Below are 24,141 nucleotides of genomic sequence, written 5' to 3' on the forward strand. Positions count from 1 at the left end.
CCCTTCTCCAACAGCGCATGGCCGACGTGCAGCAGACCTTGGATAGGTTCTCAGGCCTTCTTCGGCCACAGCTGGGCGAGCAGCATGCCGGCGAACATCAGTGCGCAGCCGAAGTAGCCCTTCAGCGCCAGCGCCTCGCCGAGCAGCAGGGCGCCGGCGATGGCGGCGAACACCGCTTCCAGCGAGAGGATGATGGCGGCGTGGGAGGCGATCGCATGCTTCTGCGCCACCACCTGCAGGGTGAAGCCGACGGCCACGCCGAGCAGGCCGCCATAGAGGATGGCCGGGCCGGCGGCGATGATTGCGTCGAGGCGAATCTCTTCGAATACCACCGCCAGGATCAGGCTGAGTAGCGCGCAGGTGGCGAATTGCAGCAGGGCCAGGCGCAGCGGGTCGTGACGGCTGGCGAAGAAGCTCACCAGCAGCACGTGCACGCCCCAGACGAAGGCGCCGGCCAGTTGCAGCCAGTCGCCGGAAGCCACCTGGAAACCTTCGCCGACGCTGAGCAGGAACATGCCCGCCACTGCCAGGCCGGCCCCCAGCCAGGTGCCGGTGCCGGTGCGATGGCCGATGAACAGACCGAGCAGCGGCACCACAATGACGTAGAGTCCGGTGATGAAGCCGGAATTGGTCACGCTGGTGAACAGCAGACCGACCTGCTGCAGGTTGATCCCCAGCGACAGCGCCAGGCCCATGGCCAGGCCGCCGAACAGCAGGCCACGATTGAGCGGGGCGGGCTTGTGCGCGCTATCGCGGCTGCCCAGCCAGAGCACCAGTGGCAGCAGGGCCAGGGTGGCGAGGGCGAAGCGCAGGCCGGTATAGAGGAAGGGACCGATGGCATCCATGCCCAGGCGCTGGGCGACGAAGGCGGAGCCCCAGATCATCGCGGTCAGCAGCATCAACAGATCGGCGCGCAGGGCTTGGCTTCGCATGGTGCATCTCGGCAGGAAAAGCTGGCGACTTTGCCGCAAAGCAGGGAACTTGACCACCCCGTCACGGCTCGGCATGCTGGGCGCCGCCTCGCTAGCCAGCTCGACAACAACAACAGGAAAGCACATGGCCGCTTACGAGATTCTCATCGCCGACGACCATCCCCTGTTTCGCAGCGCCCTGCAGCAGGCGCTGACCCTGGGCCTGGGCCCGGATGTGCGTCTGGTCGAGGCGGCCAGCATCGCCGAGCTGGAAGCCTGCCTGGGTGAGAAGAGCGACTGGGACCTGGTCCTGCTCGATCTGAACATGCCGGGCGCCTACGGCTTTTCCGGCCTGGTGCTGCTGCGCGGCCAGTACCCGCAGATCCCGGTGGTGATGATCTCGGCCCAGGAAGAGGCGGCCGTGGTGGCGCGCTCCCGCGAGTTCGGCGCCAGCGGTTTCATTCCCAAGTCGAGTTCGCTGGAGACCATCCAGCAGGCCGTGCGCCAGGTGCTGGACGGCGATGCCTGGTGGCCGCCGCAGGCGTTCGCTGCGGTCAGCGTATCGGCCGAGGCCAAGGCCGCTAGCGCCGGCCTGGCCAGCCTGACGCCGCAACAGTTCCGTGTGTTGACCATGGTCTGCGAGGGGCTGCTGAACAAGCAGATCGCCTTCGAGCTGAGCGTGTCGGAAGCCACCATCAAGGCTCACGTCACCGCCATCTTCCGCAAGCTGGGTGTACGCACCCGCACCCAGGCGGCGCTGCTGCTGCAGCAGATGGAATCGATTCCCGGGCAATGAGCCCTTCACGCATTTTTGACGGCGCGGCCTCTAAGGTGCCGACCTTCATCGCACAGGACAGCAGTTCTTCATGTCGCCATTCAAGGGCCAGACCGGCCTGAAACGTATCCTCAACGCCGCCGGCTACTCCTTCGACGGCCTGCGTGCGGCCTTCACCGGCGAAGCCGCTTTCCGCCAGCTGGTACTGCTCAACGTGGTCCTGGTACCGCTGGCCTTCTGGCTCGATGTCAGTCCTGTGGAGCGGGCGCTGATGGTGGCGGTGAGCATGCTGTCGCTGATCGTCGAGCTGCTCAATTCGGCGATCGAGGCGGCCATCGACCGCATCTCCCTGGATCGCCATCCGCTGTCGAAGAACGCCAAGGACATGGGCAGCGCCGCGCAGCTCACTTCCCTGGCGCTGATCACCCTGGTCTGGGCGATCATTCTGATCGGCTGAGGCCGATCCCTGCCCGGACGCTGGTCCGGGTTAAAGAACCCCGGCCTTTTTCCAGGCCAGATAACGCCCGACCAGTTCCGGTCCCAGCTCGTTCGGCCTGGCATCCAGCACCGGCACGCCGTGGGCGAGCAGGCGCTCGTGCAGGCCGGCGCGGGCATTCAGGTAATCGATGGTGCCGCAGTAGGCCAGGGCCTGCTCGTAGTCCTGCACCTGGGTGTGGCGCAGGCGATCCAGCACCTCTTCGCGCAGACTGGCGATCAGCACGCGATGCTGGCGGCCCAGGCGCTTGACCGCACCGAGCAGCTCCTCGTCGTCTTCGTCGCGCAGATTGGTCACCAGCACCACCAGGGCGCGGCGGCGCTGGCGGGCGAGCAGGGCGTTGATCGCCGCCGCGTAGTCGGCCGGGCGCCGGGTGCTGTCGAGGGCGTACACGGCGTTGAGCAGGCTGCTGATATGGGCCTGGCCCTTGACCGGTGCGACGTACTGGTCCTGATCGCCGGCGAAGGTCGCCAGGCCGACCGCATCGCCCTGGCGCAGGGCCACGTAGCTGAGCAGCAGGCAAGCGTTGAGGGCGTGGTCGAAATGTGACAGCTCGTCGTCCTGGCTGCGCATGCGTCGGCCGCAGTCGATCAGGAACACGATCTGCTGGTCGCGCTCGTCCTGATACTCGCGGGCGATCGGCGTGCGCTTGCGCGCGGTGGCCTTCCAGTCGATCTGGCGCAGGGTGTCGCCATCACGGAATTCGCGCAGTTGGTGGAACTCCAGGCCGAGGCCGCGGCGCTGGCGCTGGCGCACGCCCATCTGGCTGAGCCAGTCGTCCACGGCCATCAGCTGCGCGCCGTAAAGACGAGCGAAGTCCGGGTAGACGCGGGTCTCGCTGGCCTGATCGATGAAGCGCCGCGACTGCCACAGGCGCAGCGGGCTGGGCAGCAGCAGCTCGCAGCGGGGGAAGCGGAAGTGCCCGCGCTTGAGCGGGCGCACCCGATAGCCGAATTCGGTCTGCTCACCCGGATGCAACTCGACCTGCTGCGGCAGAAACTCGAAGTCCATGTGCTCGGGCAGATGGTCGAAGGCCTGCACCGCCAGGGCCTGGCGATAGTCGTGGTGCAGGGTCAGGCGCACCTCGCTCCAGCGGCCCAATGGCAGGTTGCCCGGCAGCTGGCGCTCCAGACGCGGCGACGGCAGGCGGCGCAGCCAGGCGGCATCCAGACCGGCGATCAGCAGCAGCGCCAGCAGCAGACCCCACCACAGCGGCTGCAGGGTCTGCGGCAGCTTGATGCCGAGCAGGGGCAGGCTGCCGAGGACGATGGCCAGGGCCAGCAGGCCGCCGAGCAGGCCGAGGAACAGGGGGGATGGCTTCATGCGTGGGCGATCACAGGCGCGGTGCCGGAACCTGGTCGAGCAGCTGCTGCAGCACCTGATCCACCGACAGCCCCTCGATATCCAGCTCCGGCGCCAGGCGCACGCGATGGCGCAGCACGGCCAGGGCGCAGGCCTTGACGTCGTCCGGCACCACGAAGTCGCCGCCGCGCAGCAGGGCGCGGGCACGGCCGCCACGCACCAGGGCGATGGAGGCACGCGGGCCGGCGCCCATGGCCAGGCCCGGCCAGCTGCGAGTGGCGCGAGCCAGGCGCACGGCGTAGTCGAGCACCTGGTCGTCGATCGGCAGGTCGCTGGCGATCTTCTGCAGGGCCAGGACGTCCTTGGCCTGCAGCAGGGTGCGCAGTGGCGCCACTTCGAGCATGTCGGCCTTGGCCGAGCGGGTCACCTGGCGTACCAGGCTCAGCTCCTCGTCGGCCTGCGGGTAGTCCATGCGCAGCTTGAGCATGAAACGGTCCAGCTCGGCTTCCGGCAGCGGGTAGGTGCCCTCCTGCTCGATGGGGTTCTGCGTGGCCAACACCAGGAACGGCTGCGGCACCGGCATGGCGCGACCTTCCAGGGTGATTTGGCGCTCCTGCATCACTTCCAGCAGGGCGGCCTGGGTCTTGGCCGGCGCACGGTTGATCTCGTCCGCCAGCAGCAGGTTGGTGAAGGCCGGGCCCTTGCGCAGCTTGAACTGCTCGGTCTGCAGGTCGTACACGGCGTGGCCGGTGACGTCGCTGGGCATCAGGTCCGGGGTGAACTGGATGCGCGCGAACTCGCCGCCGAAGCACTTGGCCAGGGCGCGCACCAGCAGGGTCTTGCCCAGGCCCGGCACGCCCTCGACCAGTACGTGGCCGCCGGCGATCAGCGCGGTGAGCACGTCGTCCACCACCGCGCGCTGGCCGACCACCGCCTTCTGCAGCTCCAGGCGCAGGGCCTGGAGCATCTGGCTGGCGCGCTGGCGCTGCTGGCCGGCAGGGTTGGCGGGAGCCGCGGCGGCTACGGCCGGTGCGACAGGGGCCTCGACCGGCGCGGCGGGGGCTTCGGGATTGGTGCTGGGTTGCTGCGGAATTTCGCTCATAGGGCATTCCTGAGGTTTTGCAGGTTGGCGACCTGGCGGGTGAAGTCGGCGGCGGACAGGCGCTGTGTCGGCAGCGGGCGCATGGCTGCGCTGGCGGCGCCACTGGGTAGACGGGTGAGGCGACCGAGCACCTGCCACTGTTCGGCCACGGGCAGGCGTTCGAAACCGGGGTGGCGGTGACGGGCGCGGCGCAGGATGTCGCGCTGCAGGTTGCTCAGCAGGTGCTGTTGGCCGGCGCGGCGCAGCAGGAAGTCGGCGGCGGCGCGCAGGTGTTCTTCGAGCTGGCGGCGGGTGTGGGTCGGTGCCGCCAGCAGCGGGCCATGGCGCATGCCGACATGCCATAGGAGCAGGGCGACCAGCAGGGCCAGGGCGGCGAGGGCGGCGGGGTAGTGCTTGAACAGCTGGCTGAACAGGTCGGCGCGCTCGGTGCTGTAGACCAGGGTCACGGCGCTGTCCTGGCTCAGGTACCAGAGCAGCCAGGCGTTGTCGTAGTCGCCGATGCTGTGGTTCTGCCACAGCCAGGCGTCCGTCACCACGGTGACCAGGCCCTCGCCATGCTCCAGTTGCAGCATGTGGGTGGCGTCGCCGCTGTTGGCCCAGGCATAGGCGCGGTTCTCGGTGTCCAGCAGGTGGAAGCTGGTGTCGAACTCGACGTAGGCCGGTGCCTCCTCGTTCTCCAGGTAGATCTTGGTCAGCTCGGGATAGCGATCTTCCTCGGTCTCTTCTTCGCTGGCTTCGGACTGCTCGGACTGCTCGGACTGCTCGTCATCGGCGGCATCGACATCGTTTTCCAGTTCGACTTCGGCCTCGGCCTCGACATCCGGCTCCTCGTCTTCGACAGCCGATTCGTCGTCGCCGGCTTCGGCGTCCTCGCTGTCCTCGTCTTCATCTTCTTCGTAGGTGCTGCTTTGCTGCACGCCGAGGCTGTCCAGCAGCAGGTCGCCGCTGCGGCCTTCTTCCTCGTCCCAGACTTCTTCGGCGACGAACACCAGATGACCGCCCTTGGCGGCCCAGTCCAGTACAAGCTTGGCCTGGCGTGGCGTCATGTTGTGGCGCGGGCCGAGCAGCATCAGGGTCTGTCCGGCCGAGGGCAGGCCATTGAGCGCATCCAGGCCGTCGGCGCGTTTGACGCTGATCTTCTGCTGGCGCAGGAACATTTCCGCAGCCAGATAATCGTTGGCGCGGGCCTCGGGGGCGGGGCCGTGTTCGAGGGTTTCCTCGTAGGGCTGCAGTTGCTGCACGGCAAGCAGGGCGAGCCAGCCGAGTGCGATCAGCAGGATGCCGCCGAGGGCGATCTTCACCGGCCTGTTCATGCGGTGGCCCCCTGGGCGAACAGGCGGCGCCAGCCCTCGCAGAGGCCGCGCTTGAGGTTCTCCGGCGGCAGGCGGTGACCGTAGGCGAGGTTCTGCCAGTGGCGGGTCAGTACCTGGCTGAAGCGGCTCAGCTCGTCGCGTTCCAGGCGCTCGACCAGTTGCAGCACTTCGCCCTCGGTATGCGAGCCCTTCAGCGGCAGGCGGAAGTCATGCAGCAGGCGGCTGAGCAGCGCGCGGTAGAGCAGGCCGAGGGCCTCGCGTGGTTGTTCCGCCCAGAGTCGCTCGGCTTCGCCGGCCACGTCGTCGGGCAGGCTTTCCGGGGCGAGCTCCAGGCCGAACAGCTGGCTCGGCATCTCGCGCACGCGGCGCTGCGGCAGGCCGAGGCGGCCGACGAAGGTCTCCAGCCACTCGCGGTAGCGCCATAGCAGCAGGGCGATGGCCAGGACCAGCAGGGCCCAGAGCACGACCTCGAAGGCCAGGGCGACCATGTCGAGCTTGCCCCAGAACTCGCCGAGCTTGAGCAGCTTCTTGATCAGTTCGGCGAAGCTCTTCACCTCTTCCTCGGAGGGCTCCTCGGCCTTCTCCTCGTCGCCGAAGCGCCAGCGGGTGACGGTCTCGCGGTTCTCGAAGGGGGCGGCGTCCAGCAGCTTGGCGATGCTGTCCCGGGCGGCCTGGCTGCTCAGCGGCTGGTTGAGCAGGCGTTCGGCGTCGGGGCCCATGGGGTCGTCGAAGGGCACCGGGCAGGTGCCGCTGGGCTCGTCGGCCAGGGCATCGCCGGTCGGCAGCATCAGGGTCAGGGTGGCGCAGGCCAGCAACAGGGCGTAGGCACTGCCGATCAGACGCTGGCGCAGCCGGCGGAAGGTCAGCTCGATGTCCCAGGCTTCCAGGTCGGTGCGCCGGTTGAGGTAGAGGGTGAAGCCGCAGGCGACGTAGATCGGTTCCCAGAACACCAGGATCAGGGCGTAGACCAGGTTGGAGACATGCTCCAGCCACAGCCACTTGCCGCGGCTGGCCTGGATCAGGGTGTCCCAGTCCAGCTGGGTTTCCATCTGTTGCGGCACCATGAGCCAGATCAGCGTGGCCATGCCCATCCACAGCAGCCCTTCCAGATGGAAGCCGAGGATGGTCAGCCAGGCGGCACCGCCCGAGTGGCGCTGGCCGAGTACGGTCAGGCGCTTGCTGCGCGCATCGCCGCCGAGGCCTTCGAGCTGCAGTACCGGCAGGTCGAAGCTGCGGGTCGGGCTCAGGCGCCGCCAGGTCAGACTGGCGAGCAGCTGGGGCTTGAGCAGACGCGGCAGGGCCTTGAGCGCTTCCTTGAGCGTCGGCGTGTCGCCGAACAGCGAGCGCGACAGGATGTGCAGCGGCAGGCGCTCCCAGGCCGGCTTCAGCCACCAGAACAGCAGAGCGGCGATGGTAGGGTACTGCCAGAGCAGGGCGGTCAGTAGCGCGAACAGCGGCAGGGTCACGATGGCCCAGCTGGCCATCAGCAGACCGGCGTGGCGGCGAGCCAGGAGCACGCCCAGGTCGATGGCCTCCCAGGCGGTGCGCGGGCGGATGGCGACGCTGGCGTCAGTCAGGCGCATGGCGGGTCCGTCCGGCGAACAGGAAATAAGCGATCACCAGCGCCCACAGACCGGCGCCGACCCAGTATTTGGTGACGGGCGTGGCATAGGTCATGGAGGACCAGTAGGCCTCGACGAAGGCGGCGATCAGCAGGAACAGGATGACCCCGGCGACCAGCTGGATGGCCTTGCCGGCGGCCTGGCGCAGGGCCTCGCCACGCCCGAGGCGACCAGGGGCGAGCAGGGCCCAGCCGAGCTTGAGGCCGGCGGCGCCGGCGAAGGCGATGGCGGTGAGTTCGAAGGCACCGTGGCCGATGACGAAGGACCAGAAGGTCTCGCTGTAGCCGATGCGGGTCAGGTGGCCGGCAACGGCGCCGATTACCAGGCCGTTGTAGAGCAGGAAGAACAGGCTGCCGAGGCCGAAGATCAGGCCGCTGGCGAAGGTCTGAAAGGCGATGCCGATGTTGTTCATGATGTAGAAGCCGAACATCATCCAGTCGTCGCCGGAGTCGCGCTCGGCGAAGCGGCCGATGCGCCGGGCGGCCGGGTCGTACATCTTCTCCATCTCCCGCACCTGCTCGGGGTCCATCAGGCTGTAGATGATGTCCGGGAACAGCCAGGTGAGCAGGCCCATGCCGATCAGCGCGCCGAAGAACAGCAGGGTACCGGCCAGTACGGCGCGCCATTCGCGGCGCACCAGCTGTGGGAATCCGGCGATGACGAAGCCGATGATCTGTGCACCCAGGTGGCTGCGGTGGCGGTAGAACTGCTGGTGGCCACGCATAGCCAGCTGCTGCAGCTGGTCGATCAGGTGGCTGCTGTAGCCGCGCTCCTGGGCGAGGGCCAGGTGTTGGCACAGATGGCGATAGTCGGCGGCGAAGCTCTCACAATCCTGACGCTCGACCTTGCCCTTTTCCAGGCTGCTCAGTCGCGCCTCGAAGCGTTGCCAGTCGGTGCTGTGGCGCTGTTCGAACAGGTGCTGTTTCATGCCGAACCCACCAGGCCGCGGGCGATACCGTGCAGGCGCGTTTCGGCATGTTCCGGCAGGCTTTCCAGGGGCTCAGCCAGGATGCCGGCCAGCTCGGCGCGGCGCGCGCTGGAGAGGCTGGCGCGGCGCTCGGCGAAGTCCAGCACGGCGCGCTGTTCTGCCAGGTTGAGGGGGAAGGGCGCACGCTCGGCATCCGCCTCGGGAATCTGTGGGCGTTTCAGTTCGTCGTCGCGGTAGACCACCAGGGTGCCGGCGGCGAGGTCGCCGAGACGTTTGAAACTCGGATGGCTGAGACTGCTGACGGCGCCGACGCAATAGGCGAACGGCAACATGTCCACGGCGCGCAGCAGGTTGCGGGTCAGCGACGCCGCCCAGCCGACCGGGGTGCCGTCGTCGTGCACCACGCGCAGGCCCATGGCCTTCTTGCCTGGGGTGCGGCCCTGGTTCAGCACCTCGAACAGCACCGGGTACCACCAGTTGACCAGGAAGTAGAGGATGGTGCCCAGACCCGCGCCGAACTGGCCGAGGATGCCGAGAATGACGAAGGCGGCCACCAGAATGGCGCCGCGGATCAGCAGGTCGATACCGAAGGCCAGGGCGCGCGGCATCAGGCCGGCGGGGCGGAGGATCAGGTCGATGCCTTCCGGCGTTTCCACCAGGCGGCGGGTATCCAGAAGGGGAAAGTCGGGGAGTTCCGGCTGGGGGCGATTAGGCTGCATCGGTCGACTGCATCGAAGAAAGCCTGATGCTAGCCAGCAGCAGGACGCTAAAGCAATCGGGCCGCCAGAGGCGGCCCGAACTTCTGGACTGGATCAGTTGGCCGGCGGCAGTACGCCGAAGATGGTGCGGTACAGCACGCCCATGCTGATGATGAACAGCGGGATGGTCCAGATCAGGCCGATGCCGACCGGTATCATGCTCAGGCCCATGATGATGCCGAGCAGCAGGAACAGGCCGAAGACCTTGAACCAGTGCTGGCTGATGGCCTTGCGCGAGGTTTCCAGGGCCTGCCAGGGCGACAGGCCGCGCTCGACCACCAGAGGGATGGCCAGCATGTAGGCCACGCTCAGGTAGATGCCGGGGATGATCAGCAGGAGCATGCCGACGTAGACCAGAATCATCATCACGATGGCGGTGATCAGCAGCGGTACCAGGCGACCGAAGTGGCTGAATATCTCGTTGAAGCTGACCGGCTGATCGGCGGCGCGGCGGATGCCGACCATGTTGAGGCCGGCGAGGAAGGGATAGGACAGCGCCGAGGCCAGCACGGTGATGATCAGCTGGGCGATGATGATGCCGGCGATGTTGTCTTCGCTCGCCAGGCCGCCAAAGATGAAACCGAGCACCGCGGTGGCGGCGAACAGGGCGACGTAGAAGACGATGAAGCCGCCGATGATGATGCCTTTGGTGCCTTTGACACGCTGCCAGGCTTCGCTGAGCAGGTCGCCGATATTGAAGTCATAACCACGGCTGAGCGCCTCGGCGATGGTCGGCACCTGACCGCTGGGAGCTTCCTGTAGGTTGCTGCTCGGCGCGGCGTAGGGATTTGGAGCGGTGGATTCACTCATGACTGACTGTCCTTGTGGGTGGGAAATTCCTCATCCGGCCATCCTATAGGCGCACCGGTTCAGCGACAAGCCAGGCAGCGTGAGCGATTTCAAGCTTTCGTGGCGGCTGGTTGGATTCGGGCGGATGCTAGACTGCCGCGGCGATATTTCCGGGGAAAGCACCTTGTCTTCGAGCATCTTCTGGTACGACTACGAAACCACCGGCATCAACCCTCGCTGTGATCGCCCCTTGCAGGTGGCGGGCATCCGTACCGATGAGCAGCTCAATGAGATCGGCGAGCCGCTCAACATCTATTGCCGGCCATCCGATGACATCCTGCCGCATCCGGCGGCCTGTCGGATTACTGGTATCACCCCGCAGATACTGGCCGAAAGAGGCCTGGTTGAAGCGCAGTTCATGGCCCTCGTGCATGCCGAGCTGGCGCTGCCGGGCACCTGCGGCGCGGGCTACAACAGCCTGCGTTTCGACGATGAGGTGACCCGTTACAGCCTGTACCGAAACTTCTACGACCCCTACGCCCGTGAGTGGCAAGGCGGCAACAGCCGCTGGGATCTGATCGATCTGGTGCGGGCGGCCTATGCCTTGCGCCCGGAAGGCATCGAGTGGCCACAGGACGAAGAGGGTAGGGTCTCGCTCAAGCTGGAGCGACTCACGGTGGCCAACGGCATCGATCATGGCCAGGCTCACGACGCGTTGTCCGACGTGCGTGCGACCATCGGTCTGGCGCGCCTGATCAGAGATAGGCAGCCCCTCCTGTATGACTTCCTCTATCAGCTACGCAGCAAGGCCAAGGTGGTGGAGCAGATTCGCCTGCTGCAGCCGCTGGTGCATGTTTCCGGGCGCTTTGCCGGCAGTCGGCACTACCTGGCAGTAGTACTGCCGCTGGCCTGGCACCCGCGCAATCGCAATGCGCTGATCGTCTGCGATCTGCAGTCCGATCCGCAGCCGCTGTTCGACCTGGATGCCGATGGCTTGCGCAGACGCCTCTACACGCGGCGCGACGAATTGGCCGAGGGTGAACTGCCGGTGCCGCTCAAACTCCTGCATATCAACAAGTGTCCGGTGGTGGCGCCGCTCAAGGTGCTGCGTCCTGATGATATCGAGCGCCTGCAGATCGACATGGCGCAGTGTGAGCAGCGGGCTTCCGCACTCGGTGAGCACCAGGCGCTGTGGCAGAGCAAGCTGGCCGATCTGTATGCGGCGGATGACTTCGAGCCATTGCACGACCCGGAGCATCAACTGTATGCGGGCTTTCTCGGTGATCGTGATCGTCGGCTGTGCGAGCAAGTACGCCACTCTTCCGCTGAGCAATTGGCCCGGGATAACTGGGCATTCAGCGATGAGCGACTGCCCGAATTGCTGTTCCGCTATCGCGCGCGAAACTTCCCCGATTCATTGACGAGTGCCGAGCGACAGCGCTGGCAAGAATTCTGTCGTGATCGGTTGAGCAATAGCGAGATGGGTGCACCGAATACGCTGGCCAACTTCGAGCTGGCGCTGCAGACGGAATGGCCATTGTCGTCACCAGTACAACAGCAGGTGCTGCAGGCCTGGCAGGAATATGCTCGACTGCTGAGCGAGCGTTATTGCTGTGTAGGCTAGGAAAGAGGGGAATAAAAAATGCCGGCAATCGCCGGCATTTTTGGTGTTTCGTCGAAATTAACCGAGCAGGGTGGCCCAGCTTTCAACGGTGTCGGCGCCCCACTTGGCTTTCCACTCTTTCAGAGTCTTGTGGTTGCCGCCTTTGGTTTCGATCACTTCACCGGTGTTCGGGTTCTTGTACTGCTTGACCTTGCGTGCGCGCTTGCCGCCAGCAGGTTTGGCCGGACGAGCGGTCTTGCCGCCTTTGGCACCTTCCGGATCGAGCAGGGCGATGATGTCGCGCAGGGATTTCTGGTATTCGCCCATCAGGGTGCGCAGTTTGCCTTCGAACTCCAGTTCTTTCTTCAGCTTGTCGTCCTGCGACAAATTCTTCAGGCGCTCTTGCAGCTCTTTGATGGCTTCTTCAGTGGCGCGGTATTCGTTGATCAGAGACATGTTGTTTTCCCAGTGGCCAGTTGCAGTAGTAAGTAGGTCAATAATAGACAGCGCTAATGGGCAAGTAAACAAGTCGGAAAAGTTTTGCGGGAATTATCTGCGGGTATCTATTCGAGCAATGAGCAGCAGCGGCAAGTAGCGCCAGTTTTGTTTCACCATTCGTGCAGCCGCATGACCATTCATTATGGCGGCCCGGAATAGTTGAGCTGTGCAAGTTATGGCTCAATCGGCGGGGACTGCGCCGACGAGGGAAGTACTGAAGTTTCATCCGGCTGCGGCTAGAATGGCGCCTCGCAAAGTTCTGGAGTTCCCCACATGCGCACTTTTCGGCTGGTGATCGCCTGCCCGGACCGCGTTGGCATCGTCGCCAAGGTCAGTAATTTTCTGGCTACCTACAATGGCTGGATAACTGAAGCCAGCCACCACTCGGATAACCAGAGTGGCTGGTTCTTCATGCGTCACGAAATCCGCGCCGACTCTCTGCCTTTCGACCTGGACGGTTTTCGCCAAGCGTTCGGCCCCATTGCCCGTGAGTTCTCCATGGAGTGGCGGATCACCGATTCCGAGCAGAAGAAGCGCGTGGTGCTGATGGCCAGTCGCGAGTCGCATTGCCTGGCCGATCTCCTGCACCGCTGGCACAGCGATGAGCTGGACTGCGAGATTCCCTGCGTGATCTCCAACCACAACGACCTGCGCAGCATGGTCGAGTGGCATGGCATTCCGTTCCACCATGTGCCGGTCGACCCCAAGGACAAGGCGCCCGCCTTTGCCGAGGTATCGCGCCTGGTCGGGGAGTACCAGGCCGACGTGGTGGTGCTCGCCCGCTACATGCAGATCCTGCCGCCCCAGCTGTGCCAGGAATACGCCGGGCGGGTGATCAACATCCACCACAGCTTCCTGCCGTCCTTCGTCGGCGCCAAGCCTTATCACCAGGCCTCGCTGCGTGGTGTCAAGCTGATCGGCGCCACCTGTCACTATGTCACCGAGGAGCTGGATGCCGGCCCTATCATCGAGCAGGACGTGGTGCGGGTGACCCATCGCGACAGCATCGAAGACATGGTGCGCCTGGGCAAGGATGTAGAGAAGATGGCGCTGGCCCGTGGCCTGCGTTATCACCTGGAAGACCGGGTGCTGGTGCATGACAACAAGACGGTGGTCTTCGACTGACCGTCAGGAGACGAGGATGAAACGAGGTACGGCTACGCCGCCGCCCACCCTGGGTGAGGGCTGTCTGCAGCGTTACGATCCCGAGGCCTTGAGCGAAACCGACGGCACCGAGTTTCCCGATGCCGCCGAACTCTGGCAGCGCCTGCAACAGGCGCCGGAGGGTGAAAATGAGTCAGCGCAGGGGACTCCCGCGCCGGACTGATCAGATGCGGAAGCTGTCGACCAGCTGCTTCAGGCGCTGGGCCTGTTGCTCCAGGTCGCCGCAGGCACGCAGAGTCGCCTGCAGGTTCTCCACGCCTTCCTGGTTGAGGGTGTTGATCTCAGTGATGTCCATGTTCAGCGAGTCGACCACGGCGGTCTGCTCCTCGGTGGCGGTGGCCACCGACTGATTCATGCCGTCGATCTCGCCGATCCGCTGGGTCACGCTGCCCAGGCGCTCTCCGGCCTGGTTGGCGATGGTCACGCTCTCCTCGCTGTAGCGCTGGCTCTCGGTCATGGTCGACACCGAGTCGCGGGCATCCACCTGCAGGCCTTCAATCATCTTCTGGATTTCCTGGGCCGACTCCTGGGTGCGGTGGGCCAGGTTGCGCACCTCGTCCGCCACCACGGCGAAGCCGCGTCCGGCCTCGCCGGCGCGGGCCGCCTCGATGGCCGCGTTGAGCGCCAGCAGGTTGGTCTGCTCGGAGATGCTCTTGATCACCTCGAGGATCTGGCCGATATCCACCGTCTTGCTGTTGAGCGTCTCGATATTGCGGCACGAGGCGCTGATCTTCTCCGACAGCTCGTTCATCGCTACGATGGTCTTCTGCAGCACCTGGCTGCCGTCCTCGGCCAGATGACGGGCGTCGGAGGCCTGGTGCGAGGCGTCGGCGGCGTTGCGTGCGATCTCCTGGGCGGCGGCACCCAGTTCATTGATCGCCGCGGCCACGCTGTTGGTGCGGCTGGCCTGTTCGTCGGAGTTGGCCATCGATGAGTTGGAGGCGTTGACCACCAATTTGGCCACTTCATTGAGCTGCTGGGTGGCCGAGGACACCTCGCGAATCGAGCCATGAATGCGCTCGACGAATTGGTTGAAGGAAGTGGCCAGCTCGCCGAATTCGTCGCGGCTCTGCACGCTCAGGCGCTTGGTCAGGTCACCCTCGCCCTGGGCGATGTCGCGCATCGCCTTGCCCATCACCAGCAGCGGCTGCATCAGCACGCGGATCAGCATGCCCAGCAGTAACATGATGATGACCACGGCGATGATGGTGGCAATGATCGCCGAGGCACGGAATTCATGCAGGGTGGCGTAGGCCTTGTCCTTGTCGATGGACAGGCCGACGTACCAGGTGACCGAGGGTAGGCCCTTGACCTGGGTGAAGGTGAGCAGGTGCTCGACACCATCCAACTCGACCTCGGAAAGCTCGCTACGGATCTGCGGGGTGTTCTGCGGGTAAACCTCGCGCAGGGTCTTCATCACCAGGTCCTTGTTCGGATGGACCAGGATCTTGCCGTCGGCGCTGACCAGGAAGGCATAGCCCAGGCCGCCGAAGTCCAGCGAGTTGATGATCTGCACCAGAGTGTCCAGGCTCAGGTCGCCGCCGACCACGCCACTGCTACCGGCAGGGGTGGCGATGGTGATGATCAGCTTGCCGGTGGCGGCATCCATGTAGGGTTCGGTCAGGGTCGAACCCCCGGCGCTCATCGCATCCTTGTACCAGGGGCGGGTTCGCGGGTCGTAGTCGGCAGGCATCTCGCTTTCCGGGCGCATGGTGAAAGTGCCGTCGGCCGAGCCCAGGTAGGTAAAGGCGAAGGTCGAGGCCGGTGCCTTGCGTTCCAGGGTGCGGGCCAGCGTCTCGGGCGTGTCGTCCTGCACGCTCTGGGCGACGTTCTCCACCAGCAGAATGCGGCCGGACAGCCAGTTCTGGATATTACTTGCCGTCACTTCGCCCAGGCTGCGCAGCTCGTCTTCCAGGTCAACCCGGATGGCATTGCGTTGCAAGTAGTCGTTGTACAGGGTGAACAGGGAGAAGGCGGCAATGACCACCAGTGAGGCGGCGAGCAGTATCTTGTGGCTGAATTTCAGATTCTGGGTCATGGTCACTTGCGTCCGGTAATGTCTGGCAGCAGTCTTATTGGATGGCTGTGCGAAGACGCACGAGCGCTTAGTTACATCACCTATAGCGACATAACTGCAGTAAAGCTTTAGCCCGAGGGATGGCAAGATGTCAGTAGTCGATTCTTTTGTTCTTGGTGCTGACCCTCAGGGCCAGCCGATTGCCCAGGCGCTGCGCCTGGCCAACCGCCACGGCCTGGTTGCCGGCGCGACGGGCACGGGCAAGACGGTGACCCTGCAGCGCCTGGCCGAGGCGTTCAGCGATGCCGGTGTGGCGGTGTTCGCCTCCGACATCAAGGGCGACCTGTGCGGTCTGGGTGCACCGGGCAATCCTCAGGGCAAAGTCGCCGAGCGGATCGTCGGCATGCCCTGGCTGAATCACCGCCCGCAGTCCTACCCGGTGACCCTGTGGGATGTGGCGGGCAAGAGCGGCCATCCCCTGCGCACCACCCTGAGCGAGATGGGCCCGCTGCTGCTGGGCAACCTGCTGGAACTCACCGACAGCCAGCAGGCCGCCCTGTATGCCGCCTTCCAGGTGGCCGACCGCGAGGGCCTGCTGCTGCTCGACCTGAAAGATCTCAAGGCCCTGCTCAATCACCTCAAGGACCATCCCGAGATGCTCGGTGAGGACCGTGCGCTGTTTGCCGGCGCCTCCTCCCAGGCACTGTTGCGCCGCCTGGCGACCCTGGAGCAGCAAGGCGCCGAGGCGCTGTTTGGCGAGCCGGCACTGCAGCTGGAAGACATCCTGCATCCCGATCGCGACGGCCGTGGGCGTATCCATCTGCTGGACGCCAGCCGCCTGGTGCACGAGGCGCCCAAGGTCTACGCGACCTTCCTGTTGTGGCTGCTGGCCGAGCTGTTCGAGCAGCTGCCGGAGCGGGGTGATGCCGACAAACCGGTGCTGGCGCTGTTCTTCGACGAGGCGCACCTGCTCTTCGCCGACACGCCCAAGGCCCTGCAGGAACGCCTGGAGCAAGTGGTGCGGCTGATTCGCTCCAAGGGCGTCGGCGTCTACTTCGTCACCCAGTCGCCCAGCGACTTGCCGGATGAGGTGCTGGCCCAGCTCGGCCTGCGCATTCAGCACGGCCTGCGCGCCTTCACCGCCAAGGAGCAGAAGTCGTTGCGCGCCGTGGCCGACGGCTTCCGCCCCAATCCGGCGTTCGACAGTCTGAGCGTGCTCACCGAGCTGGGCATCGGCGAGGCGCTGGTGGGGACTCTGGAGGAGAAGGGCACGCCGGCCATGGTCCAGCGCGTGGCCATTGCGCCGCCGCAGTCACGTATCGGGCCGCTGAACGAGGCCGAACGAACTCAGCTGCTGCGTACCTCGCCCCAGGTGGGGCGCTATGATCGGCCGGTGGATCGCGAGTCGGCTTACGAACTACTCATGGCTCGCGCCGCCCAGACGCCGACAGAGGTCTCTGCCGGTAAAGCTGGCAAGACGACTTCGGTGGAAGAGGGCGGATTGGGTGGCATGGCAGGCGAGCTGCTGGGCAGTCTGGCCAGCCAGGTAATGAAGACCGCCGTACGCCAGGCGGCCAATCAGATCGGTCGGCAGCTGGTGCGCGGTTTGATGGGGTCTCTGCTGGGTGGTAGCCGACGCCGCTGAATATTGGCACCGCCGTTCAGACCTGGTTGGAACGGCGGCTATCGTCTATTCGGCTTCGCGGGCCTGCTCGATCTTCTGCAGTTCCTGTTGGAACGCCTGATCCAGCAGGCTCTGTTTCTTGCGCCAGGGCTTGCGCTCGGGGTCCGGTTGGGCCGCGTAGGTAATCACCTCGCCGCCATAAACATCCTTGTAACGTTGCGCCTGACGCTCCAGTTCGGCGCGCAGTTCGTCTTTCGTCACATATTCACCAAGTTGAAATAGAAGGCCATAACCGGCCTTTAACCGGTATTTATATCGAAGTTTGTTAAGAAAAAGCTGATGCAATTATAGCGATCGGTACTTTCGTTTCCATGCTCGTAAGTACTCACCACAATTATTGGAAGCCGCGTCGCACGGTGAGTTCAGTAAATCTGACCGCTTAGGCAAGTTGCTCTTCGACAAACTACCTATGCAGCACTTCCTATGCTGAATGGTGTGTGGGGGCGGAGAGCGATATGAAAAAGTGGCAATGCGTCATCTGCGGCTTCATCTATGACGAGGCCTTGGGCTGGCCGGACGAGGGCATCGAGCCGGGAACCCGCTGGGAGGACGTTCCGGCGGACTGGCTTTGTCCCGACTGCGGTGCGGCCAAGGCCGACTTCGCAATGGTCGAGCTATGACCGGGCCGCGGCCCATCTGCAGTAGTGACGATCCTTACGCCGCCGGTACCGGCAGCAGCTCCTTCAGCGGCTTGCTGTCGTCGGCCAGTTGCTCGGCCGTCACGGCGATGCCTTCGGCCACCAGGCGCTTGGCGGCGATAAAGTCCTGCGGGCGGTTGACCGTGTCGGCGGCCAGGACCTTGCCGTCCTTGAGATAGAAGGCGCTGAAGCTGTCGGTCTGCGGCTCGCCGCGCAGCACCAGGCGTTCGAAGCCTTCCGATAGGCCGACCATCTTCAGCTTCAGTTCGTACTGGTCGGACCAGAACCACGGCACCGAGGCGTAGGCCTTGAGCTTACCGGCCATGCCGGCGGCGGCCACACGCGACTGCTCCAGGGCGTTGGGCACCGACTCCAGGCGCAGGCGGCGACCGAGCAGCGGGTTGGGGTGGTTGGTGCAGTCGCCGGCGGCAAAGATGTCCGGATCGCTGGTCTGCGCGTATTCGTTAACCAGGATGCCGTTGTCCACTTCCAGGCCGGCCTCGGCGGCCAGCTCGGTGTTGGCGATCAGGCCGATGCCGACCACCACCAGGTCGGTCTCCAGGTGGCTGCCGTCGGCGCAGATCACCGCGCTGACCGCCTCGCCAGTCACCTCCAGATCGGCCACCTGCACGTTGGTGCGGATGTCCACGCCGGCCTCGCGGTGCTTGCGCTTGTAGTAGGCCGACAGCTCGGCGGCGGTGACCCGCTGCAGCACCCGCGGCAGCGCCTCCAGCACGGTGACCTGCAGGCCCTGGGCGACGGCGGCGGCCGCCACCTCCAGGCCGATATAGCCGCCACCGACGATGGCCAGGCGCTTGCCGGCAGCCATCTGCGCGCGGATCAGCTCGACGTCGTCGAGGGTGCGCAGGTAATGGAAGTTGGCGCAGCGCTCGGCGGCTGCGGCATTCGGTACGCTCAGCGGGCGCGGGCGGCCGCCGGTGGCGATGGCCAGCTTGTCGTAGGCCAGCTGCTTGCCGTCGGCCAGTTCCAGGCGCTTGTTGGCGCGGTCGATGCGCACCACCCGCACACCGCCGAAGAACTCCACGTTGGCCTTGTCGTAGGCCAGCTGCGGACGGATCGACAGGCTGCTCTTCTCCACGCTGCCGGCCAGGTAGGCCTTGGACAGCGGCGGGCGGTGGTAGGGCAGGTGCGCCTCCTCGCCGAGCAGCAGGATGCGGCCCTCCCAGCCCTCGTTGCGCAGGGCGATGGCCAGTTCGCCGCCGGCGTGGCCGGCACCGATGATGATGGCGATGGAGGATGCAGCGTCGGTCATGGTGGGCTCTCTGCAGAAGGAAAACTGGTCGCTAGTGTATGCATCCGCGCAGCCCAAGTCCCGGCCGAAGATGCCAATCGCCATGCCGTTGTCGCAGTGCCTGTGGCAGCATGGCCACTGTTTATTGCGGTCAGGGGCCGCACGAAGAAAAAAAGAAGCTGCACCGCAGCCGCTAAGCTGGCGCGCGGCGCCGCTGTTCTGGCTCAGGCCGGGCTCATCCGCCTCGGCGGGCCGACGGTAAAGGTCGCCACCCAGCGCCAGGGCGGCCGCGCTGATCGGCGTGGAGTCGGCCACGGCGAGCTGAATTCGCCGCTTCGCTCTCCACCATCACTGCGGCGTCGGTCGCTGTTCTTCGCCTACCATGGGTTGTGGCCCAGGGCTTTGCCGGCGCCGCAGTGGGTCCTCGCTGCATCTATTACGGCGTCTTTTTATTGACCCGATCCGGGCTTTTCTATATCTGAAGCAGAGTGGCTGAAGGCAGCAGGATTCGATGAGTCAGAACGCAAATACGGATAGCGCGGATCACCGTTGGTGGCGGGGGCCGACCCTGGTGCCGCTGGCCAGGGTCTTCGTGATACTGGTCTGTGTGTCGCTGGTGGCCACCGATGGTTGGTTGATGTGGAACGCCCGCCAGGTACAGCTGCGCGAGGCCGAGATCGAGACTTCCAACCTGGCCTCCGCCCTGGCGCGCCAGGCCAGCGATACCCTGAAAAAGGCCGATACCGTGCTGCTCGACCTGGTCGAGCGCCTGCAGGTGGACGGCATGCAGCCGCAGCAGCTGCAGCGTCTGGAGGGCCTGATGCGCCAGCACGTCTATGAGCAGCCGGAGCTACACGGCCTGTTCGCCTACGACCGCGACGGCAACTGGCTGGTCAACTCCTTCGGCGAGGTGCCGCCGGGCGCCAACAATGCCGACCGCGAGTACTTCCGCTATCACCGCCAGTACCCGGACGACCACGGCGCCCATGTCGGCAAGCCGGTGCGCAGCCGTACCACCGGCGACTGGATCATCCCGCTGTCGCGGCGGGTGGAGGATGCCCAGGGCAACTTCGTCGGCGTGGCCCTGGCCACCATATCCGTCGACTTCTTCCGCCAGTTCTATGCCACCTTCGATATCCGCGAACACGGCAGCATCAACCTGGTGCTCAACGACGGCACCCTGCTGGTGCGCAACCCCTACCGCGAGGACCTGATCGGCGCCAGCATCGCCGGCGGGCAGATCTTCAAGAGCCTGCTGCCGCAGAGCCCCACCGGCACCGCCATGCTGCCGTCGGTGATCGATGGCGTGGAGCGCATGTTCAGCTACCGGCAGATCCAGGGCTATCCGCTGGTGGTGATCGCCGCCCTGGCCGAGCAGGACATCCTCGCCGACTGGCGCGCCGACACCTCGCGCCAGTTGGTGGTGGTGATGCTGCTCGCCGCGCTCTTGGCGCTGTTCGGCTTCTACCTGCTGCGCCTGATCAAGCAGGGCCAGAAGACCGAGATCGAGCTGATGGCCACCCGCGACGCCCTGCGCGCCTTCAACCGGCGCCTGGAGCAGCAGGCTCTGGAGGACGAGCTGACCCGCCTGGCCAACCGCCGCCGCTTCATCCGCGCACTCAGCGACGAGTTCGCCCGCGCCGCGCGCAGCCAGAAGCCGCTGGCGCTGGTGATGTTCGATGTCGACTACTTCAAGCAGTACAACGATATCTACGGCCATTCCGCCGGCGACGAATGCCTGCGCGCCGTGGCCGAGGTGATCCGTGGCGGGCAGAAGCGCCCGGCGGATCTGGCGGTGCGCTATGGCGGCGAGGAGTTCTGCCTGCTGCTACCGGAGACCGATGCCCAGGGCGCGTTGCAGGTCGCCGAGCAGGCGCGCGTGGCCCTGGAGGAGCTTGGCGTCGCGCATGCCGGCTCGCCCTGGCGCCGGCTGAGCCTGAGCGCCGGGGTCAACGTCTGCCAGCCGACCCCCAACATGGCGGCGGAGACCGGGCCGGAGCGCCTGATCCAGGGCGCCGACAAGGCGCTGTACGCGGCCAAGGCCGCCGGCCGCGACCGCGTGGTGCTGTACGACGGCATGGTCGAGCAGCTGATCGGCTAGCCCAGCGCCTGGTCGGCCGCCGCCCGCGCATGCAACAGGGTGGTGTCGAACAGCGGTACCGCGGCATCCGTATCCCCTACCAGCAGGCCGATCTCGGTGCAGCCGAGGATCACCGCCTGTGCGCCTTGCGCCACCAGCCGGGCGATCACCTCGCGATAGGCCTGGCGCGAGGTCTCGCGCACCGTTCCTAGGCACAGCTCCTCGTAGATCACCCGGTGCACCAGCTGGCGATCGGCCTCGTCCGGCACCAGCACCTGGATGCCGTGCCGGCTCTCCAGGCGTTCGCGGTAGAACGGCTGCTCCATGGTGAAGCGGGTGCCGAGCAGGCCGACCCGCTGCAGCCCCGCAGTGCGGATCGCGGTGGCGGTCGGGTCGGCGATATGCAGCAGCGGGATGCTCACCGCCTGCTCGATGGCGTCGGTGACCTTGTGCATGGTGTTGGTACAGAGCACCAGGAACTCCGCGCCGGCCCGCTCCAGCGCCGCAGCCGCCTCGCCCAGCAACTCGCCGGCGCGCTGCCAGTCGCCGCTGCGCTGCAGTTGCTCGATCTCATGGAAGTCCACGCTGTACAGCACCAGTCGCGCCGAATGCAGGCCGCCCAGGCGTGCCTTGATTGCTTCGTTGATGTGGCGGTAGTAGGGCAGGGTGGACTCCCAGCTCATGCCGCCGATCAGGCCTATGGTCTTCATGAGGGCTCCTCGGATATCGAGGGACTATCCTGCGCCGCCATGGCCGGTCCCGGCAGCTACAGCGGCGCGCGGATCAAGCCCTACAGATGGCGGATATCGGCGGGCGTCTCCATCCAGTTGTTGTGCAGGCCGTCGGCGTAGTGCACCGGGGCGGCCAGCAGCTCGTCCGGGCTGAGGTCGTCCAGGCTGGCCAGGCTCACCGAGGCGAAGGCTCCGCCGATCTCCGGTATGTTGCCGCGGCTGAACACGCGGATGCCGCAGTGCTTGCAGAACAGGTGATGGGTGCTGAAGGTGTTGAACTGGTAGCCGCTCAGTGCATCCTCGCCGCTCTCCAGCTGCAGGGCCTCGGGCTTGATCAGCACGCTCCAGTTGCGCGCCTTGACGCAGAAACTGCAGTTGCACTTGCCGGTGCCGTTGGCCAGGTCGATCTGCGCGCTGAAGCGCACCTGCTGGCAATGGCAACTGCCGTGATAGGTCTTGAGCATGGTGGAGCCTCCCTGTGATATCGCCCAACAGCCTAGTCGGCGCAGACGAGTGGGGCGGCGTTTTTCCCCGGTCTGAGGAATAATGCGCAGCCTCGTCGCCAAGCTCCCTGCCATGTCCTCGCGTCCGCTCAACGTCCGCCCCAGCTACCTGCACCTGCCGGCCGGCAACTGGCCGACCGTGCTCGACTGCCTGTGTGCGCGCTTCCCGCAGATTTCCCGCGATACCTGGCTGCAGCGCATGGCCCGCGGCCTGGTGCTGGACGACCAGGATCGCCCGCTGGGCCCCGAGGCGGCGTACCGCGAGGCACTGCGGGTGCAGTATTTCCGCGAGATCGAGAACGAGCGGAAGATCCCGTTCCAGGCCCGGATCGTCTACCAGGACCAGCACCTGCTGGTGGCGGACAAGCCGCACTTCCTGCCGGTGATGCCGGCCGGCGACTACGCCGAGGAAACCCTGCTCACCCGCCTGGTGCGCGAGACCGGCAACCCGCACCTGGCGCCGCTGCACCGCATCGACCGGCATACCGCCGGGCTGGTGCTGTTCTCCGCCGAGCCGGCCAGCCGCGGCGCCTATCAGGCGCTGTTCCGCGAGCGGCGCATCGACAAGCGCTACCAGGCCATCGCCCCGGCGCTGCCGCAGCACCAGTTCCCGCTGCGTCGACACAGCCGCCTGGAGAAGGGCGAGCCGTTCTTCCGCATGTGCGAGGTGGACGGTGCGCCGAACAGCGAGACCCTGCTGGAAGTACTGGAGCGCAACGGCGAGCTCTGGCGTTACCGGCTGTTCCCGGTCACCGGCAAGCAGCACCAGTTGCGCGTGCACATGGCCGCGCTGGGCGCGCCGATCTGCAACGACACCTTCTATCCGCAGCTCAACGACGAGAAGGGCGTGGACGACTTCGAGCGGCCGCTCAAGCTGCTGGCCCACAGCCTGGAGTTCGCCGACCCGCTGAGCGGTGAGGCGCGGCGCTTCGAGAGCGCTATCGAACTGGATTGGTAGGGCGAAGTTTCAGACCGCGTTGCGCAACCGAGCCAGATCGCGCATCGGCGGCTCGCCGAACAGGCGGCTGTATTCGCGGCTGAACTGCGACGGGCTCTCGTAGCCGACCCGGTAGCCGGCACTCGACACATCCAGGTTCTCGCACAGCATCAGGCGTCGTGCCTCCTGCAGGCGCAGCTGCTTCTGGTATTGCAGCGGGCTCATGGCGGTCAGAGCCTTGAAGCGGTGGTGCAGGGTAGAGGTGCTGAGGTTGGCCACCTTGGCCAGTTCCTCGATGCGCAGCGGCTCGCCGTAGTGCTGGTTGAGCCACTCGATGGCGCGGTTGACCCGATGCGCCTGGCTATCCGCCGTGGCGATGTCGCGCAACAGCTGGCCCTGGCGGCTGTGCAGCAGGCGGTAGAGGATCTCGCGCTGTACCAGCGGGGCGAGCATGGCGATGTCGCGTGGATTGTCGAGCAGGCGCACCAGGCGCAGCACGGCGTCCAGCAGCGGGGCGTCGAGGCGGTCGACATGCAGGCCGCGGCCGCTGCCCTGGTTGGGCACGCCGATGGGCCCGGCGCTGGCGATCAGGTTGGCCAGCTCGGCCGTGTCGATATCCAGGCGCAGGCTCAGGTACGGCTGCTCCACCGCGGCCACCGTGACTTCGCCGGTCACCGGCAGGGTCACCGAGGCCACCAGGTAATGCAGCGGGTCGTAGCAGTACACCTCGCCCTCCAGGCGCACCACCTTCTGCCCCTGGGCCATGATGCACAGGGCCGGGCGGTACAGGGTATGGACGATGGGCGACGGCTCGGTGGTGCGGTACAGCGCCAGGCCGGGGATCGCCGTCTCGACCACACCCTCACCGTCACAGTATTGGGCAATCAGGCCGGCCAGCTCGCGGCGCTGGCCTTCCAGGTTCTGTTCGGCATTCTCGACGTTGGGCATGGGGCGGGTCTCCTCGGTTGCCGCAAGCATAACCGCACCGTGTGGCGGTTCGGCTGGCATCGGCAGGATCAGGCAAGAGCACGGCAGGTT

At 65.8% G+C, this 24,141-nt stretch carries 24 protein-coding genes; 9 read left to right on the plus strand and 15 right to left on the minus strand.

What is annotated here, in order from left to right:
• Window positions 1–50 precede the first annotated feature (50 nt).
• A complete protein-coding gene (locus OH686_RS17780) occupies window positions 51–932 on the minus strand; it encodes a DMT family transporter (RefSeq protein WP_289534217.1) in 882 nt (293 codons plus the stop codon).
• A gap of 124 nt (window positions 933–1,056) precedes the next feature.
• On the opposite strand from OH686_RS17780, the gene erdR reads away from it, so the two are divergent.
• Together erdR and OH686_RS17790 are read left to right on the plus strand one after the other, a co-directional pair.
• Window positions 1,057–1,707, plus strand: a complete 651-nt coding sequence (erdR, locus tag OH686_RS17785; RefSeq protein ID WP_137971243.1) for a response regulator transcription factor ErdR — start codon at window positions 1,057–1,059, stop codon at window positions 1,705–1,707.
• A gap of 70 nt (window positions 1,708–1,777) precedes the next feature.
• Window positions 1,778–2,143, plus strand: coding sequence for a diacylglycerol kinase (locus OH686_RS17790; protein WP_137971244.1), 366 nt, complete (start codon window positions 1,778–1,780; stop codon window positions 2,141–2,143).
• Window positions 2,144–2,173: 30 nt separating this feature from the next.
• Here the strand turns inward: OH686_RS17790 and OH686_RS17795 are convergent, their stop codons facing one another.
• The 7 genes from OH686_RS17795 to OH686_RS17825 form a co-directional block, all read right to left on the minus strand.
• Window positions 2,174–3,505: a DUF58 domain-containing protein gene (locus OH686_RS17795; RefSeq protein ID WP_289534218.1), complete on the minus strand. Its 1,332-nt coding sequence runs from the start codon at window positions 3,503–3,505 to the stop codon at window positions 2,174–2,176.
• Window positions 3,506–3,515: 10 nt separating this feature from the next.
• Window positions 3,516–4,586, minus strand: coding sequence for an AAA family ATPase (locus tag OH686_RS17800; protein WP_289534219.1), 1,071 nt, complete (start codon window positions 4,584–4,586; stop codon window positions 3,516–3,518).
• Window positions 4,583–5,899 (minus strand): DUF4350 domain-containing protein, encoded by a 1,317-nt coding sequence (locus OH686_RS17805; RefSeq protein ID WP_289534220.1) that lies wholly within the window; start codon window positions 5,897–5,899, stop codon window positions 4,583–4,585. Before OH686_RS17805 ends, OH686_RS17800 begins: the two co-directional genes overlap by 4 nt.
• Window positions 5,896–7,482, minus strand: a complete 1,587-nt coding sequence (locus tag OH686_RS17810; protein ID WP_289534221.1) for a DUF4129 domain-containing protein — start codon at window positions 7,480–7,482, stop codon at window positions 5,896–5,898. Before OH686_RS17810 ends, OH686_RS17805 begins: the two co-directional genes overlap by 4 nt.
• Window positions 7,469–8,449 (minus strand): stage II sporulation protein M, encoded by a 981-nt coding sequence (locus OH686_RS17815; RefSeq protein ID WP_289534222.1) that lies wholly within the window; start codon window positions 8,447–8,449, stop codon window positions 7,469–7,471. The genes OH686_RS17810 and OH686_RS17815 overlap by 14 nt, the downstream gene beginning before the upstream one ends.
• Entirely contained in the window at window positions 8,446–9,168 is a 723-nt protein-coding gene (locus OH686_RS17820) for an RDD family protein (RefSeq protein ID WP_289534223.1), read from the minus strand. Before OH686_RS17820 ends, OH686_RS17815 begins: the two co-directional genes overlap by 4 nt.
• 93 nt (window positions 9,169–9,261) lie before the next feature.
• Complete coding sequence (locus tag OH686_RS17825; RefSeq protein WP_289534224.1) at window positions 9,262–10,017, minus strand: DUF2189 domain-containing protein; 756 nt, start codon at window positions 10,015–10,017, stop codon at window positions 9,262–9,264.
• Window positions 10,018–10,141: 124 nt separating this feature from the next.
• On the opposite strand from OH686_RS17825, the gene sbcB reads away from it, so the two are divergent.
• Complete coding sequence (gene sbcB, locus OH686_RS17830; RefSeq protein WP_289539027.1) at window positions 10,142–11,620, plus strand: exodeoxyribonuclease I; 1,479 nt, start codon at window positions 10,142–10,144, stop codon at window positions 11,618–11,620.
• 57 nt (window positions 11,621–11,677) lie between these two features.
• On the opposite strand, the gene mvaT is transcribed toward sbcB, so the two are convergent.
• Window positions 11,678–12,055, minus strand: a complete 378-nt coding sequence (gene mvaT / locus OH686_RS17835; RefSeq protein WP_137971252.1) for a histone-like nucleoid-structuring protein MvaT — start codon at window positions 12,053–12,055, stop codon at window positions 11,678–11,680.
• A 315-nt stretch (window positions 12,056–12,370) separates the two neighbouring features.
• Here mvaT and purU point away from each other — a divergent pair, with 315 nt between their 5' ends.
• Complete coding sequence (gene purU / locus OH686_RS17840; RefSeq protein ID WP_289534225.1) at window positions 12,371–13,222, plus strand: formyltetrahydrofolate deformylase; 852 nt, start codon at window positions 12,371–12,373, stop codon at window positions 13,220–13,222.
• A 16-nt stretch (window positions 13,223–13,238) separates the two neighbouring features.
• Entirely contained in the window at window positions 13,239–13,424 is a 186-nt protein-coding gene (locus OH686_RS17845) for a hypothetical protein (protein WP_289534226.1), read from the plus strand.
• Here the strand turns inward: OH686_RS17845 and OH686_RS17850 are convergent, their stop codons facing one another.
• Window positions 13,425–15,299, minus strand: a complete 1,875-nt coding sequence (locus OH686_RS17850; protein ID WP_289534227.1) for a methyl-accepting chemotaxis protein — start codon at window positions 15,297–15,299, stop codon at window positions 13,425–13,427.
• A 127-nt stretch (window positions 15,300–15,426) separates the two neighbouring features.
• On the opposite strand from OH686_RS17850, the gene OH686_RS17855 reads away from it, so the two are divergent.
• Window positions 15,427–16,923 carry a helicase HerA-like domain-containing protein gene (locus tag OH686_RS17855; protein WP_289534228.1) on the plus strand — a complete coding sequence of 499 codons (1,497 nt, stop codon included), beginning with the start codon at window positions 15,427–15,429 and terminating at the stop codon, window positions 16,921–16,923.
• A 45-nt stretch (window positions 16,924–16,968) separates the two neighbouring features.
• On the opposite strand, the gene OH686_RS17860 is transcribed toward OH686_RS17855, so the two are convergent.
• Complete coding sequence (locus OH686_RS17860; RefSeq protein WP_289534229.1) at window positions 16,969–17,163, minus strand: hypothetical protein; 195 nt, start codon at window positions 17,161–17,163, stop codon at window positions 16,969–16,971.
• 254 nt (window positions 17,164–17,417) lie between these two features.
• Between OH686_RS17860 and OH686_RS17865 the strand changes: the two genes are divergently transcribed.
• A complete protein-coding gene (locus tag OH686_RS17865) occupies window positions 17,418–17,582 on the plus strand; it encodes a rubredoxin (protein ID WP_289534230.1) in 165 nt (54 codons plus the stop codon).
• A 34-nt stretch (window positions 17,583–17,616) separates the two neighbouring features.
• On the opposite strand, the gene OH686_RS17870 is transcribed toward OH686_RS17865, so the two are convergent.
• Window positions 17,617–18,873, minus strand: coding sequence for an NAD(P)/FAD-dependent oxidoreductase (locus OH686_RS17870; protein ID WP_289534231.1), 1,257 nt, complete (start codon window positions 18,871–18,873; stop codon window positions 17,617–17,619).
• A 490-nt stretch (window positions 18,874–19,363) separates the two neighbouring features.
• Here OH686_RS17870 and OH686_RS17875 point away from each other — a divergent pair, with 490 nt between their 5' ends.
• Window positions 19,364–20,953, plus strand: a complete 1,590-nt coding sequence (locus OH686_RS17875) for a sensor domain-containing diguanylate cyclase (RefSeq protein ID WP_289534232.1) — start codon at window positions 19,364–19,366, stop codon at window positions 20,951–20,953.
• Here the strand turns inward: OH686_RS17875 and OH686_RS17880 are convergent.
• Both OH686_RS17880 and OH686_RS17885 read right to left on the minus strand, forming a co-directional pair.
• On the minus strand, window positions 20,950–21,642 hold the full coding sequence (locus OH686_RS17880) for an aspartate/glutamate racemase family protein (RefSeq protein ID WP_289534233.1): 693 nt from the start codon (window positions 21,640–21,642) through the stop codon (window positions 20,950–20,952). The two genes, OH686_RS17875 and OH686_RS17880, sit on opposite strands and share 4 nt — an antisense overlap.
• An 80-nt stretch (window positions 21,643–21,722) precedes the next feature.
• Window positions 21,723–22,127, minus strand: a complete 405-nt coding sequence (locus OH686_RS17885) for a GFA family protein (protein ID WP_289534234.1) — start codon at window positions 22,125–22,127, stop codon at window positions 21,723–21,725.
• A 112-nt stretch (window positions 22,128–22,239) separates the two neighbouring features.
• Between OH686_RS17885 and OH686_RS17890 the strand changes: the two genes are divergently transcribed.
• Window positions 22,240–23,124: a pseudouridine synthase gene (locus OH686_RS17890; protein ID WP_289539030.1), complete on the plus strand. Its 885-nt coding sequence runs from the start codon at window positions 22,240–22,242 to the stop codon at window positions 23,122–23,124.
• A gap of 9 nt (window positions 23,125–23,133) precedes the next feature.
• On the opposite strand, the gene OH686_RS17895 is transcribed toward OH686_RS17890, so the two are convergent.
• A complete protein-coding gene (locus OH686_RS17895; protein WP_289534235.1) occupies window positions 23,134–24,051 on the minus strand; it encodes an AraC family transcriptional regulator in 918 nt (305 codons plus the stop codon).
• Between the last annotated feature and the right edge of the window lie 90 nt (window positions 24,052–24,141).

The sequence above is a fragment of the Pseudomonas sp. SO81 genome, from assembly GCF_030374125.1.
In the GTDB taxonomy this organism is placed as follows: domain Bacteria; phylum Pseudomonadota; class Gammaproteobacteria; order Pseudomonadales; family Pseudomonadaceae; genus Aquipseudomonas.

Bases quoted from the DNA above. Each gene is read 5' to 3' on its own strand.
- OH686_RS17865 (WP_289534230.1), top strand. From the start codon at position 17,418: ATGAAAAAGTGGCAATGCGTCATCTGCGGCTTCATCTATGACGAGGCC.
- OH686_RS17790 (WP_137971244.1), top strand. From the start codon at position 1,778: ATGTCGCCATTCAAGGGCCAGACCGGCCTGAAACGTATCCTCAACGCC.
- OH686_RS17880 (WP_289534233.1), bottom strand. From the start codon at position 21,642: ATGAAGACCATAGGCCTGATCGGCGGCATGAGCTGGGAGTCCACCCTG.
- OH686_RS17820 (WP_289534223.1), bottom strand. From the start codon at position 9,168: ATGCAGCCTAATCGCCCCCAGCCGGAACTCCCCGACTTTCCCCTTCTG.
- OH686_RS17845 (WP_289534226.1), top strand. From the start codon at position 13,239: ATGAAACGAGGTACGGCTACGCCGCCGCCCACCCTGGGTGAGGGCTGT.
- OH686_RS17885 (WP_289534234.1), bottom strand. From the start codon at position 22,127: ATGCTCAAGACCTATCACGGCAGTTGCCATTGCCAGCAGGTGCGCTTC.
- OH686_RS17815 (WP_289534222.1), bottom strand. From the start codon at position 8,449: ATGAAACAGCACCTGTTCGAACAGCGCCACAGCACCGACTGGCAACGC.
- OH686_RS17805 (WP_289534220.1), bottom strand. From the start codon at position 5,899: ATGAACAGGCCGGTGAAGATCGCCCTCGGCGGCATCCTGCTGATCGCA.
- OH686_RS17870 (WP_289534231.1), bottom strand. From the start codon at position 18,873: ATGACCGACGCTGCATCCTCCATCGCCATCATCATCGGTGCCGGCCAC.
- OH686_RS17795 (WP_289534218.1), bottom strand. From the start codon at position 3,505: ATGAAGCCATCCCCCCTGTTCCTCGGCCTGCTCGGCGGCCTGCTGGCC.
- purU (WP_289534225.1), top strand. From the start codon at position 12,371: ATGCGCACTTTTCGGCTGGTGATCGCCTGCCCGGACCGCGTTGGCATC.
- erdR (WP_137971243.1), top strand. From the start codon at position 1,057: ATGGCCGCTTACGAGATTCTCATCGCCGACGACCATCCCCTGTTTCGC.
- OH686_RS17890 (WP_289539030.1), top strand. From the start codon at position 22,240: ATGTCCTCGCGTCCGCTCAACGTCCGCCCCAGCTACCTGCACCTGCCG.
- mvaT (WP_137971252.1), bottom strand. From the start codon at position 12,055: ATGTCTCTGATCAACGAATACCGCGCCACTGAAGAAGCCATCAAAGAG.
- OH686_RS17855 (WP_289534228.1), top strand. From the start codon at position 15,427: ATGTCAGTAGTCGATTCTTTTGTTCTTGGTGCTGACCCTCAGGGCCAG.
- sbcB (WP_289539027.1), top strand. From the start codon at position 10,142: ATGCTAGACTGCCGCGGCGATATTTCCGGGGAAAGCACCTTGTCTTCG.
- OH686_RS17895 (WP_289534235.1), bottom strand. From the start codon at position 24,051: ATGCCCAACGTCGAGAATGCCGAACAGAACCTGGAAGGCCAGCGCCGC.
- OH686_RS17875 (WP_289534232.1), top strand. From the start codon at position 19,364: ATGAGTCAGAACGCAAATACGGATAGCGCGGATCACCGTTGGTGGCGG.
- OH686_RS17850 (WP_289534227.1), bottom strand. From the start codon at position 15,299: ATGACCCAGAATCTGAAATTCAGCCACAAGATACTGCTCGCCGCCTCA.
- OH686_RS17810 (WP_289534221.1), bottom strand. From the start codon at position 7,482: ATGCGCCTGACTGACGCCAGCGTCGCCATCCGCCCGCGCACCGCCTGG.
- OH686_RS17800 (WP_289534219.1), bottom strand. From the start codon at position 4,586: ATGAGCGAAATTCCGCAGCAACCCAGCACCAATCCCGAAGCCCCCGCC.
- OH686_RS17780 (WP_289534217.1), bottom strand. From the start codon at position 932: ATGCGAAGCCAAGCCCTGCGCGCCGATCTGTTGATGCTGCTGACCGCG.
- OH686_RS17825 (WP_289534224.1), bottom strand. From the start codon at position 10,017: ATGAGTGAATCCACCGCTCCAAATCCCTACGCCGCGCCGAGCAGCAAC.